This is a genomic window from Bradyrhizobium sp. SZCCHNR1017 (assembly GCF_032381375.1).
Lineage (GTDB): Bacteria > Pseudomonadota > Alphaproteobacteria > Rhizobiales > Xanthobacteraceae > Bradyrhizobium.
Window position 1 is genome coordinate 404,980 of the sequence record NZ_JAUHIR010000002.1, and the last position, 15,288, is coordinate 420,267.

Genomic DNA, 15,288 nt, shown 5'->3' on the forward strand with positions numbered 1-15,288 from the left:
TTGTTTCTCTTAATAAATGCCGCTGCACTTGACTGCATTTACCCAAAGTCCCTAAAATCCGATTAACAAGAACCGGTAATATTGACCCGTATTCTCGTTTAATAATAGTTTAACGATAGAAATGGGGCGCCACCAAAGCGCCCCATATTTGGAGGTTTTGGCGCATGAATGCTCCTGTCCTGCTGGCCCAGTTGACCGGCACGTCCACGCAGCCATCCAGCGCCTCGGCCAAGCACCTCAAGATCGGGAAACCGCCGGGCAACCAAGCCGTTACGGTTCATCTCGACGGCCAGAGCCAGATCGATTTCAGCGATATCGCCAGCGAGCGGCTGACCTTCGTCAAGATCGGCGACCGCCTGATCATCCTGTTCGACAATCAGTCGACGGTCTCGATCGACCCGGTTTTCGACGCCAACGGCGCCCCGCTGAAGGACGTCAGCTTCGAAGTCGGCCCCGACCGAATCATCAATGGCGATCAGTTCGCCGAGCTGTTTCCGGTCACCACCGACCAGTCGGTGCTGCCCGCCGCGGGTACGCCCGGTGCGCCCGGCGTGCCCGCCGGCGCGAACTTCGGGACGTTCAAGGTCGACCCGCTGACCGTCGGCACGCCGCTCGGCCTGCTGGGACCCGAGGACTTCACCACCAAATTCGGCGACAACCCGGTCACGCCGAATCCGACGCCAATCGCCGGCGTTGCCGACAGCGTGGTGCTCAACGAGGACGGCCTGTCCGAAGGCCGGCCCGGCGGTAGTGGCGACATCGGCGGCGTGGTGACGAGCTTCACCGGTTCGCTGAACGTCGACTTTGGCACCGACGTGATCGGCCGCGCCTTTGCGTTCGCGGCGTCACAGCCTGGTCTTGCCGGGCTGACGTCCGGCGGCCAGGAGTTGCATTTTGCGATCACCACCGTCAACGGCCAGCCGGAGCTGATCGGCTATATCGGCGGTGATCCCTCGATCGTCGCCAACCAGGTCTTCACCGTCACGCTCGACGCCAACTCGACGATCGCGGGGACCTGCACGGTCACGCTGCTGCAGCCGCTCGATCATCCGGTGTTCGGCACCGAAGACACGCTGAACCTCACCATCAACGTCATCGCCATCGACGGCAGCGGCGACACCGCGCCGGTGACGATCGTGATCGGCGTCAACGACGATTCGCCGGTCGCCGGCACCGTCGAGGCGATCAATGTCGCCGAGCACACCGGCGGCGGAAGCGAAGGCGGCGGCGAGAGCGAGCTCGTCGCCAAGGTCGTGGGCGGCGACGGCTTCGAGCCGACCACCGCGAGCGTGGACCTCAACATCGGCTGGGGCGCCGACAACGGCAACAGCAAGGTCGATGGCGGCTCCAACGGCACCGTGGTCGACGGCGACCGCTCGCTGGTGTTCGATGCGTCCGAGATCGCGACCTTGCAGGCGCTGGGCCTGACCTCGAACGGCGAGGCCATCTCCTACACGCTGTCGGCCAACGGCACCGAGATCATCGCGACCGCAGGCGAGGGTGAGGGCGCACGCACCATCTTCACCGTGTCGCTGTCCGACACCGGCTCCGGCAGCGCCACCTTCACGCTGTCCGACAATATCGACCACAACGGCGCCAACGACGCCTCGCTGCCGCTGACCTTCAAGGTGGTTGCGACCGACGCCGACGGCGACCCCGTCAACAGCGCCTTCACCGTCAACGTCGCGGATGACGGCCCGAGCTTCGGCGAGAAGCCGAGCTATTCGGTGGTCGACGAAGACGGGCTCGGCAATGCCGGCAACAGCTACGCCGACGGCCATGATGCCTATGGCGAAGACCTGACGGTCACGGATACGCTCGGAATCCGCTGGGGCTCCGACGACGCCAACAACAATGTCGACGGCGGCATCAACGGAACGCCGGTCAATGGCGACCGCGCCGTCACCTTCGCCGCAAACGTGGCGGCCTCGCTCGAGGCAAAGGATCTGACCTCCGACGGCTTTGCCCTGCGCTACGAGGTGTCGGGGAACGGCACCGTGCTGACCGCCTATCGCTATGATGCCGCGCACGAGACCTATGTCGACGCCAACGGCAAGCCGCTGGAAGGCGAGGGCCTGTCGGGCGCCGTGGTGTTCACGGTGTCGCTGTCAGACCAGGGCCATGGCTCCTATACCTTCGCGCTGTCGGGCAACCTGGATCACCCGGTGCACGGCACCGAGGACGACATCACCCTCAACATCGGTTTCGTCGCGACCGATTCCGATGGCGATGCGATCACCGACACCTTCACGGTGAAGGTCAATGACGACGCCCCGAGCTTCGGCGAGAAGCCGAGCTATTCGGTGGTCGACGAGGACGGCCTCGGCAACGCCGGCAACAGCTACAAGGACGACGGCGACGCCTATGGCGAAAGCCTGAAGGTCACCGATACGCTCGGCATTCGCTGGGGCGCCGACGGCGCCAACAGCCATGTCGATGGTGGCATCGATGGCGCGCCGGTCAATGGCGACCGCGCCGTAACCTTCGCGGCCGACGTGGTCGCGACGCTCGACGCCCAGAATCTCACCTCGAACGGCTTCGGTCTCACCTACGTCGTGTCCGAGAACGGCACGCTGCTGACCGCCTATCGCTATGACGCCGAGCACGAGACCTATGTCGGCGCAGACGGCAAGCCGACGGATTCGGCCCACGCGACGGTGTTCACCGTGGCGCTGTCCGATCAGGATCACGGCTCCTATACGTTCGAGCTGAAAGGCAATCTCGATCACCCGGTGCACGGCACCGAGGACGACATCACGCTCAACATCGGCTTCGTCGCCACCGATTCCGACGGTGACGCAGTCACCGACAGCTTCACCCTGAAGGTCAACGACGACGCGCCGGTGTTCGGCGATGCGCCGAGCGCCGGCGTGGTCGACGAGGACGGACTCGGCAATGCCGGCGACAGCTATGCGCAAGGCAGCGACGTCGCCGGCGCCGATCTCACGGTAACCAAGACGCTCGCGATCCTGTGGGGCGCCGATAGCGCCAACAGCCATGTCGACGGCGGCATCGATGGCGCCCCGGTCAAGGGCGATCGCGCCGTCACTTTCGCCGCCGACACCGTTCCCTCGCTCGAGGAACTGGGGCTGACGTCGAACGGGATTGCGCTGAGCTATCAGGTCTCCGAGAACGGCACGCTGCTGACCGCCTATCGCTACGACGCCGCCCACGAGACCTATGTCGACGCGAACGGCAAGCCGACGGAGGACCTCGCCAGCGCCGCGGTGTTCACCGTCTCGCTGTCGGATCAGGACCAGGGCTCCTACACGTTCAATCTCACCGGCAATCTCGATCATTCGGTCCACGGCAGCGAGGATAATCAAGGGCTGTATTTCGGCTTCGTCGCCACCGATTCCGACGGCGACGCAATCCACGGCAGCTTCAATGTCGAGGTCAACGACGACGCCCCGGTGTTTGGCGAGCGCGTCAGCTACTCCGTGGTCGACGAGGATGGTCTCGGCAATCCCGGCAACTCCTATTCGGACGGCAAGGACGCAGCCGGCGCCAATCTGACGGTGACCGATTTCCTCGGCATCCGTTGGGGCGCCGACAGTGCCAACAGCCATGTCGACGGCGGCATCAACGGTACGCCGGTCAATGGCGACCGCGCCGTCACCTTCGCCTCCGACGTGATCTCGACGCTCACCGGCCAGCATCTGACGTCGAACGGCGTCGCACTGACCTACACCGTGTCCTCCGACGGCACGCTGCTGACCGCCTACCGCTACGATGAAGCGCATCACACCTACGTCGACGGCGAGGGCCATGCCACCGGTGATCCGGCCAAGGCTGCGGTGTTCACGGTGTCGCTGTCCGACCAGGGGCAGGGGTCCTACAGCTTCACGCTGATCGACAATATCGATCATCCGGCCCACAACACCGAGGACGACGTCACGCTCACCCTCGGCTTCGTCGCCACGGATTCGGATGGCGATGCGGTCTCCGACACCTTCAAGGTCAAGATCAACGACGACGCGCCGGTGCTGAACCGGGAGATTGCGACCGGCGTGGTCGATGAGGACGGGCTCCCGACCGGGCTCGCGGGCGGGCCCGGCGACGTCCCCGGCCAGAACACGGTCGCAACGGGCGATCTCGGCATCTCCTGGGGCAGCGACAGCGCCAACAATCTCGGCAATGTCGGGATCACTGGTGCGTCCCCGGTGAACGGCGACCGCGCCGTCACCTTCGCATCCGACGCCACCACCACGCTCGCCGCGCAGCACCTGACCTCGAACGGCGTCGCGTTGACCTACGGCGTCAGCGAAGGCGGCACGTTGATCACGGCCTACCGCTTCGATGGACAGCATTACATCGACGGCAACGGCAACTGGACCGACAACAAGGCCAATGCCGCCGTGTTCACGGTGAAGCTGTCCGACCTCGATTCCGGATCCTACAGCTTCACGCTGCTCGACAATCTCGACCACCCGGTGCCCAACACCGAGGACAGCATCGCGCTGACATTGAAATACGTCGCCACGGATTCCGACGGCGACCAGGTCAGCGGCACGTTCAAGGTCAGCGTCAACGACGACAGCCCGGAGGCGCATACCGGGACGGCCAAGAGCATCAGCGAAGCTGATCTCAACGCTGGCGGCGGCGATTGCGGCCCCGATTTCGGCGATCACGATTTCGGCGGCCACGATGGCGGCAGCCGCGATCCTCAGGTGACCGGCGCGCTCAACATCAAATGGGGTGCCGACAACAACGACAGCGGCGCCGCCGATCGCTCGGTTCGCTTCGCCAATACGTCCAACGCCGCCGACGACGTCCATGTGACCAACGGCAGCGACGTCGGCCTCAGTGGCCTGACGTCGGACGGTCAGCAGGTGAAATACGCCTTCGATCATGGCGTGCTGGTCGGCTACACCGGCAACAGCCTCAATTCCGGTCAGCGCGTGTTCGAGGTCTCGCTCGATGACGACGGCACCGGCACCTACACCTTCAAGCTGCTCGGCAATCTCGATCATCCGGCCGGGCAGGAGAGCAACGTCGTCAAGCTGACCTTCGATTACACCGCGACCGATTCCGACGGCGATTCGAGCAGCAGCACGTTCACCGTCACCGTGGTCGACGACGTCCCGACGATCGGACACGCCGAGAGCGAGACCGTCAGCGAATCCAACCTGCCGACCGATCTCTATGACGTCCTGTTCCCGGATTCGCCGTACTCGACGGTGCAGACCGGCCGTCTCGCGATTTCCTGGGGCGCCGACGACAATGATTCCGGCGCGACCAACAACCGCTCGGTGGCGTTCTTCAACACGACTGCACCGGACGGGCTGACGTCGAACGGCTATGCGGTCAGCTATGTGGTCTCGTCCGACGGCACCACGCTGAGCGCGGTCACCACCGATCACCGCACCGTTTTCACCGTCACGCTGAGCGATGACGGCGACGGCAGCTACAAGTTCACGCTGCTCGACAACCTCGATCATGGCAAGTCGGGCACCGACAGCCTGGCGCTGAGCTTCGGCTTCAAGGCCACCGATTCCGACGGCGACAGCGCCGCGAGCAGCTTCACGGTGGCGGTGACGGACGACGTGCCGACCGTCGGCTGCCCCGAGGACGAGACCGTCAGCGAGGCCAGCCTGCCGACCGACGGCTACGACACCAGCCATCCGGATGCATCGAACTCGACGGTCCAGACCGGCAGCCTCGACATCTCCTGGGGCGCCGACGACAACAATACGGGTGTCGGGCACAACCGCGCGGTGGCCTTCACGACCGCCGCCGGCGCCACGGGCCTGACCTCCGACGGCTCGGCGATCAGCTACACGATCTCCGGCGACGGCACCTTGCTGACGGCGGTTACCGCGGATCACCGCACCGTCTTCACCATCCAGTTGTCCGACAGCGGCGATGGAAGCTACAAGTTCACGCTGTACGACAACATCGACCACCCGGCGTCCGGCCAGAACGATGACAGCCTGCCGCTGACGTTCGGCTTCAAGGCCACCGATTCCGATGGCGACAGCGTCACCAGCAGCTTCAAGGTCACGGTGCTCGACACCGCGCCGGTGGCGGCGGCCGGCGATGCCAGGACCGTCGACGAGGACGATCTGCCGGGCGGCACCGATGCCTCCAAGGAGCCGACCGCGGTCAGCGGCGACCTCAACATCAGCTGGGGCGCCGACGACAGCAACAAGACCTCGGGCGGCGGGCTCGGCGACCGCTCGGTCGGCTTCCGCTACACGAGCGCAGGCGCGAATGTCGACGCCGAGGACAGCGCAGGCCGCAACCTGGCGCTGACGTCGGACGGCCAGACGGTGAAGTACAGCTTCGAGAATGGCGTGCTGGTCGGCTACACCGGCAGCGATCTCGCCCACGGCACCCGCGTGTTCGAAGTGTCGCTGAGCGACCAGAACGACGGCTCCTACAGCTTCAAGCTGCTCGGCACCCTCGATCATCCCGCCGGCAGCGGCGAGAACATCGTCAAGCTGTCCTTCAGCTTCACGGCGACCGATGGCGACGGCGACACGTCCAGCAACAGCTTCACCGTCTCGGTCAAGGACGACGTGCCGGTGCTCGGTTCGCCGACCGCAGCGACGGTGACCGAGAACACCACCGGATCCGCCGAGGCGGAGGTGTTCCAGACCCAGACCGCGGCCAGTGTCGCGCTCAACATCAATTGGGGCGCGGACGACAACAATTCGGGCGCGGCCAATCGCAGCGTCGCGTTCGATAGCGCGATCCATACCGGCGACGTGGTCAAGACCATCGGCGCAGGCAGCCCGACGCTGACGTCGAACGGCACGGCGGTGCAGTTCATCCGCGTGTCGGACACCGAGGTCTGGGGCGTCGCCAACGACAATGGCGGCCAGCTCACGACGAACGACCGCAAGGTGTTCCACATCACGCTGTCCGACGACGGCTCCGGCAGCTACACCTTCGAGCTCCTGGACAATGTCGATCACGTCGGCTCGGGCCAGACCAATGCACTGTCGCTGAAGCTCGGCTTCACCGCGACCGATGCCGATGGCGATACCGCCTCCGGCGGCAACTTCACCGTCACCATCAATGACGACAACGGCCGGCCCGCGATCGGCACGGCTGATGCCGGGACCGTCGACGAGGATGGGCTTTCCGGCGGCAACACCGGAGCGGCCACCGGCGACGTCGCCGGTGCCAATGTCACGGCCAACGGCTCGTTGGCGATCTCCTGGGGCGCCGACGACAACAACAGCGGCAGCGTGAACCGCGCGGTCGCGTTCAGCGGCATCACCAACGGCCAGAACGCCACTTCGGACGCGGGCTCGCTGACGGTCGAGGGCGTCCAGGTCAAGCTCTGGGTCGTCGGTAATACGGTCTATGGCTACACCGGCAGCAATCCGACCAACGGCAACCCGCCGTCGGTGGCCAGCCAGGTGTTCAAGGTCTCGCTCGATGATTCCGGTGCAGGCAGCTACAGCTTCACGCTGCTGAAGCACGTCGATCATCCGGCCGGCCAGAACGAGAACGACGTCAAGCTGACCTTCGGCTTCACCGCCACCGATGCGGATGGCGACAGCGCCAGCTCGTCATTCGCCGTGACGATCGACGACGACACCCCCGTCGCGACCGCGACGGTGTTGAGAGCGGCGGTCTACGAGAGCGAGCTGCCGAACGGAACGGTAGTGACCGCGACCGGCAACCATGGCGGCGACCTCAACGGCGACGGCAACGGCAACGATTCCTACTTCACCGGCAATCTGAGCTCGCTGGTGTCGTTCGGCGCCGACAGGCCCGGCACCTATACGGTCGAGAAGACCAACCTCGCGCCCGAGCTGCTGTCGCTGACGTCGGGCGGCGTGGCGCTGACCTACAGCATCGGGGTCGACAACACGCTGATCGCCAAGGCTGGCAGCGTCACGATCTTCGAATTCCAGGTCGATGCCAACACCGGCCAGTATTCGTTCCGTCTGAAGGGCGCGCTGGACCACGTGGGCACCGGCCATGACAACACGCTGACGCTCGATCTGTCGACGGCGGTGACCGCCACCGATTCCGACGGCGATTCCGTTGCGCTGCACGATCAGATCATCATCACCGTCAACGATGACAGCCCGCAGTCGCAGGACGTCGACACCGTCGCGATCTCGGAGGCAGCCGGCAGCGTCTCGACCGGCGCGGTCGATCTGCGCATCACCTATGGGGCCGATGGCGACAGCTCCGGTCCGTCGGTGACGTTCCTCGGCGCGTCGCCAGTGCGCGCCTACGATGCGGCCAACCACCAGCTCTCCGGGCTGACCTCGCTCGGCTTCGGTCTGACCTACGTCATGTCGGCCGATCACACCACGCTGACCGCCTATCGCATGAGCGGTGGCAGCTACATCGGCCAGAATGGTCTGGTGACCGGCAACGCGGCTGATGCCGCGGTCTTCACGGTGACGCTGTCCGAGGCCGGCACCGGCTCCTACAACTTCACCTTGCTGCAGCCGCTCGATCACCCCGCGCCGATCGGGACCTCGAGCGCGGCCGACCAGTATCTCGACATCAATTTCGCCTTCGCGGTCGAGGATCGCGACCATGACGTCTTCACCAACAATTTCACCGTCCGGGTCGATGCTGCCGGCACGGTGACGACGACTCGCTATGACGCGCCGAACTCGCCGGTGTTCGTCAATCTCGGCGATACCTCGGCGACGGTCCTCGGCGAGACGGTCGGGGCTCACAGCGTGACCGACCGCGCCGCGGTGACCGACAAGGTGGTCGGCACCGACAAGCTCGGCGGCGTGACCGAGGCCCACGGCTCAAATGGCGACGACATTCTGGTCGGCGGCAACGGCGTGGGCGGCGATGTCCTGTATGGCGGCGCCGGCAACGACATCATCATCGGCGGAGGAGGTGGCGACCGGCTGTTCGGCGGCGCCGGCAACGACACCTTCCTCTACACGGTGGGCGACGGCAGCGACGTCATCGACGGCGGCTCGGAGTCTGGCACGACCTTTCCGAACTACGACGTGCTCGCGATCACGGGCGATGGAAATGCGCGCAATTTCACCATCGGCAAGACCTCGACCGGCACCGAGATCAATCCGACGCTGAACGATCCCTCCGCCAGCAACGCCACCGACATTCTGGTGCGCTATGACGGTCCGAACGGAGCGACCATCCGCGCCGACGAGATCGAGCGCATCACGATCACCGGCGGCACTGCCAGCGACACGGTGACGATCACCGATATCAGCGGCACCGCGATCGCGCCGTCGACCATCGTGTTCAACGGTGGCTCCGGCAGCGACACGCTGGATCTCTTCCGGTTTGCCGGCAACACCAGCGTTGTGTCCGACGGCGGATCTGACACCGACACCGTGAAGTTCGGCTTCAAGTTCGCCGAGGCGACCTACACCAAGGTGTTCGCCACCGACGGCGTGACGCTGATCGGCGTGCAGGTCACCCACAACGGCCTGACCGATACGTTCACGAACTATGAGAGCTTTGCATTCACCGACGGCACGCGCACGCTGACCGGCGTCTTCAACACGCCGCCGGTGGCTCATGACGACGCGGTGCAAGCGAGCGAGGACAGCCCGCTCACGGTCAACGCGCTGCTCAGCCTGCTCAACAACGACACCGACGTCGACAACAACACCTTGACCGTCAGCGGCGTGTCGAACGCGACGCACGGCACCGTTTCGCTCTCCAACGGCAATCCGGTGTTCACGCCGGACAAGAACTTCTCGGGCGTTGCCGGCTTCGATTACACGGTCAGCGACGGCGATGGCGGGACCGCGACCGCGCATGTCACGGTCGACGTCGCACCGAAGGCGGACGCGCTGACGCTGGGCTTCATGGATCTCGGCCCGGCCTCGGGTGCCGAGGACACCACGATCAACCTGAAGCTCATCAGTGCCGCCGTCACCGACACCGACGGCTCCGAAAGCCTGCGGCTGCTTATTACAGGTTATCCGGCCGGCGCGACCTTCTCGGTCGGCCATGCCGGAACCGGCGCTGACGCCGGCAAGTGGGTGATCGATAGCGCCGCCGCGATCGCCGCGTTCGACAGCCATCCGCTGCAGATCACGCCGCCCGCGAATTACAACGGCACGTTCTCGCTGTCGGTGGTCGCGGAGGTTACCGACCAGGCTACGTTGTCGGACGGCAACGTCCACACCGACGTCGTCAACACCGCACTGCAGACGATCGATGTCACGGTGACCCCGGTCAACGACGCGCCGCAGATCCATGCGCCGGCGCAGGTGACGACGAACGAGGATACGCCATTCGCCTTCACCGGCGCGAACGCGTTCTCCTTCTCCGATGCGGACGGCGATGTCGTCGAGTCCGTGAGGTTCGACATCTCCGGCGGCACGTTCGCGATCCCGTCTCTCGGCGTCTACAACGCCAGCCAGACGCTCTCGATGAGCGGGTTCAAGATCAGCGACCTGAACACCTATCTGGCGTCGGCGGTGTTCACGCCATCAGCCGACAACGACGCGACGGGATCGGTCACGATCACCATCAACGACAACGGCAATGTCGGCGGCGGCAATCTGAGCGCGACGCAGACGATCACGATCAACATCAACCCGATCGAGGATGCTCCCAGGGCCGTGGATGACACGGCCAGCGTGAACGAGGACACGACGCTGACCGTGTCCAATCCGGTGCAGGGCGTTCTGCACAACGACCGCGACCCGGATACGGGCGACACGCTGAGCGTGGTGGCGGGTGACTTCACGACGGCCAAGGGCGGCACGATCCATTTCAATGCCGACGGCACCTATGTCTACAAGCCCAAGGCCGACTTCTATGGCGCGGATACCGTGGATTACACGGTGCGTGATGCGGCCGGACAGACGGACACCGGCACGCTGACGATCAACGTGGCGCCGGTGAACGATGCGCCGGAGATCCATGCCCCGACGCATGTGACGGCCAATGAAGGCGCCTCGTTCGCCTTCACCGGAGCGAACGCGATCACCTTCTCCGACGCGGACGGCGATGTCGTCGAGTCCGTGAGGTTCGACATCTCCGGCGGCACGTTGTCCATTCCGTCGCTCGGCGTCTTCAACGCTGAACAGACGCTCTCGATGAGCGGGTTCAAGATCAGCGATCTGAACACCTATCTGGCCTCTGCCGTCTTCACCCCGAACAGCGACCATCCGGGGTCGGTCACGATCACCATCAACGACAACGGCAATGTCGGCGGCGGCAATCTGAGTGCCACCCAGACCGTCAGCGTCGAGGTCATCCCCGCCAACCACCCGCCGGTGGCGAACTCCGACACCCATGCGGTGCTGGAGGATGGCAGCCTCAACATCTCGGCGGCGAACGGCGTGATCCGCGGCTCGACCGGCGGCTCGGTGGCCGACAGCGACGTCGACAACCCCGTCAGCTCGCTCGTCGTGTCCGGCGTCGTGGCTGGCACCGGCAGCGTGACGCAGGGGGCGGGCGTCGGCACCTCGATCGAGGGCGCCTACGGCCATCTGACGCTGAATTCGGACGGCTCCTACACCTATGTCGCCGACAAGGCCGATGCGCTGGCGGCGGGCGTGCCCGCGGTGGACACCTTCACCTATACCGACAAGGATCCGTCGGGCGCGGTGTCGAACACCGCGACGCTCAAGATCACGGTCACCGGCGTCAACGACGCGGCCGTGATCAGCGGTGACGCCACCGGCACCGTCGCCGAGGAGGGCGGCATCGCGAACAGCCAGAGCAGCCCGCTCTACGGCATCGCCCGCGGCGACCTCAATGCGACCGACGTCGACGGGCACAACGATGTGTGGCAGGCGACGTCCTCGAACACGGCCAACGGCTACGGCTGGTACGACATCGGCAGCGATGGCAGATGGACCTACGGCATCTATAACAACGACCCGAGAATCCAGGCGCTGAAGGAAGGCGAGACCACGCTGACCGACAGCTTCACGGTCTACACGGAGGACGGCACCGCCAAGACGGTGACGATCCAGATCCTCGGCAACAATGACGCGCCGGTCCTGCAGAACGCGCTGACCGACCGCAGCTCGGCGGAAGATCAGCCGTTCAGCTTCACCATCCCGTCGAACACGTTTGCCGATGTCGATGGCCGCTTCGATGGCACCGCGAACCCGCTGACGCTGTCGGCGAACCTCAGCGACGGCAGCAACCTGCCGGCGTGGTTGCACTTCGACGCCACGACCGGCACCTTCAGCGGCACCCCGTCGGCCAATTTCGCAGGCACGGTCAACGTCACGGTCTACGCCAGCGACGGCGAATATGCCGTCTCGGACGCCTTCACGCTGACCATCACGCCGGTCAATGACGGCGCTGCGAGCGTGACGGTGTCGGGCACGGCGACGCAAGGTCAGACGCTGACCGCCAATCTCGGCAGCGATCCGGATGGTGCCGCGTCGAACGTCGTCTATCACTGGCTGCGCGACGGCGCCGTCATCAACGGCGCGACGGGCTCGACCTACACGCTGGGCTCCAACGACGTCGGCCACAAGATCTCGGCCAACGTCACCTACACCGACGGCCAGGGCTTTGCCGAGAACGTGACCAGCGGCCAGACCGGCTCGGTCACGGCGCCGAACCACGCGCCGACCTTCGGGGCGGGAACGACCACGGCAAGCGTCACGGAGGACGCCTCCTATGCGGCGCCGAGCGGCAACCTGATCCAGAACGGCTCGTTCGGCTACTACAACGGCAACTTCTACACGCTGGATGCGTGGACGGTCGGGGGCGCCCATGCCGTCACCGTCGTGGGCGGCCGCACGGACGGCGGCTCGGCCGATTTCTACGGCGCATCGAGCTCGATGAGCCAGACCATCAGCACCGTCGTCGGCGTGACCTATACCGTCGACTTCTACGTGATGACCTACGGTACGGCCGTGACATCAGCCGTTGATGGAACAACCCTTCTGACGACGAGCGCCTGGAACTTTGGCTGGACGGAGCAGACCTACCAGTTCACCGCGACCTCGACGTCGACCACCATCAAGTTCGCGAGCGGCGGCGGCGCCGTCATCGACGACATCTCGGTGCAGCCCAGCACGGTCGTGACACCGGGAGTGGAGCAGGCGTCCGGCGCGATCGCCTTCACCGACGTGGACGGCGATGCCCAGACCGTGACCTACACGACACCGGCCGGCAGCAACTACTACGGCTCGTTCAGCGCCACGGTCGACAATACCGGCCACAAGGTGAACTGGACGTTCGCCGTCAATGACGCCGACATCCAGTCGCTGCGCGCCAGCGACCATATCGATCAGACCTATACGGTGAAGATCGATGACGGTCACGGCGGGACGACGATGCAGACCGTCACCGTCACGGTGAACGGCGTCAACGATGCGGCGTCGATCGCGGGCATGGCAAGCGGTGCGGTCAAGGAGGACGGCACGCTGACGGCAGGCGGGACCCTGACGGTCACCGACGTCGATAGCGGAGAAGCCCAGTTCCAGACGCCGGCTTCGCTGGCGGGGACGTATGGCACCTTCATCTTCAATGCGGTGACAGGCGACTGGGGCTATACGCTGAACAATTCGGCTGCCAACGTGCAGGCGCTCAACAATGGCGACGTCAAGCATGACACGCTGACGGTGAAGTCGGTCGACGGCACGGCCAGCCAGGTCATCGACGTGACCATCAGCGGCACGAATGAGCCCGCGCCGCTGGCCGTGGTGGACACCACGAGCGCCGACGGACGCTATGCGCTGTCGAAGAACAGCGACTCGCCGAACGTGGTCAGCCTGGACGCGGCGACGCTGTTCTCGGGCGGAATGGGGACGGTCACCTACACCTACAGCCTCGTCTACAGCTCGACCGGCGACGACAGCTGGATCCACCGGACCGGCAATCAGTTCACCGGAGATCCGAGCAACAACGACGCGGGCCTGTATGTCTACAAGGTCACGGCCACCGACTCGGTATCGTCCGTATCGACCTATCTGGCCTTCAATGCGCTCGACAATGGTGCGCTCAACCTCACCATCAACTCGCTGTCGGACAAGTCGTGGGTGGTCGGTTCGGCCCCGTGGCTGTCCGGCTACAGCGCCAACGACGGCGACGCGATCACCGCCACGGTCGACAACCCGCTCGAGGCCAATGCCAACAACGGCTACGACGTGATGATCGGGTCGAGCGGCGGCAACAACTTCAACGGCGGTGCCGACGACGACGGCATCTACGGCCTCGGCGGCAACGACACGCTGCTCGGCGGCGCCGGCAACGACTACATCAACGGCGGCGCCGGCAACGACTCCATCCGGGGCGGCAGCGGCAACGACGTCACCATCGGCGGCTCCGGCAACGACACCTTCTATTGGGGCGTCAACGACGGCGTCGACACCGTCGACGGCGGCATCGGCACCGACACGTTCGTCATCGAGGGGACGTCGTCCCAGGATCTGATCTATGTCACGGTTGCCGGCGGCGTGATCACCGACGTCAACGGAACCAAGCTCAGCAATATCGAGGCCGTGACCGCCGATCTCGGCAGCAGCAGCAGCGATACCCTGACCTACATCACCAGCGAGGACGTGACGGTCAATCTCGGCGCCGGCACGGCCACCGGCTTCAGCTCGATCGCCAATATCGAGCGCGTGACCGGCGGCTCGGGCGACGACATCCTTATCGGCAGCAGTGCTGTCAACGCGATCAATGGCGGCGATGGCGACGACATCATCCGCGGCGGCGGCGGCAACGACACCATCGATGGCGGGGCAGGGATCGACCTGCTCGACTTCTCGGATGCGACGGCCGGCATCACCTTCACGCTGACGCAGAGCAGCAGCAACACTACCGGCCCGACCTTGTCCGGGATCGGCCAGGACACCTACAAGAACATGGAAGGCGTCATCGGCTCGGCCTATGACGACGTCATCAACGGTTCCTCGAGCAACGACGTCCTGATCGGCGGCGCCGGCTCGGATAAGCTGACCGGCAATGGCGGATCGGACACGTTCAAGTGGAACGCCGGTGATCTCGCCGGCGGCGGGCTCGACACCATCCTGGACTTCCAGACCGGCACATCCGGCGACGTCATCGACCTCTCGGGCCTCTTGGCCAGCGTGTCCGGCAACCATGCCGACGCGGTGCGCTTCGTCGACAGCGGCGGGCACACCAGCCTGGCCTCCGCCAACGGCAGCGGCGTGCTGAACAACGGCGACCTGACGCTGCAGATCAACGCCGGCTCCGGCTGGACCAACGTCGCGACGATCAAGGACACCGGCGGCAACCTCACGGCCGGCGACGACGTGATCAAGATGATCATCGACAACAGCCACGCCCAGACGCAGGTCCACGTCTGATCCGGTCGGCTTGGAACAGCAGAAGCAAAGGGCCGCCCATGAGGCGGCCCTTTTTCATGGCTGG

General features: G+C 65.2%; 1 protein-coding gene. It reads left to right on the forward strand.

Annotated features, from left to right (window positions below; genetic code table 11):
- Nucleotides 1-164 precede the first annotated feature (164 nt).
- Complete coding sequence (locus QW863_RS07490) at nucleotides 165-15,224, forward strand: VCBS domain-containing protein (protein ID WP_315714631.1); 15,060 nt, start codon at nucleotides 165-167, stop codon at nucleotides 15,222-15,224.
- The last annotated feature ends 64 nt before the right edge of the window (nucleotides 15,225-15,288 follow it).

What these genes read in the sequence shown, in the direction of transcription:
- QW863_RS07490 (WP_315714631.1), top strand. Translation starts at nt 165, where the DNA reads ATGAATGCTCCTGTCCTGCTGGCCCAGTTGACCGGCACGTCCACGCAG.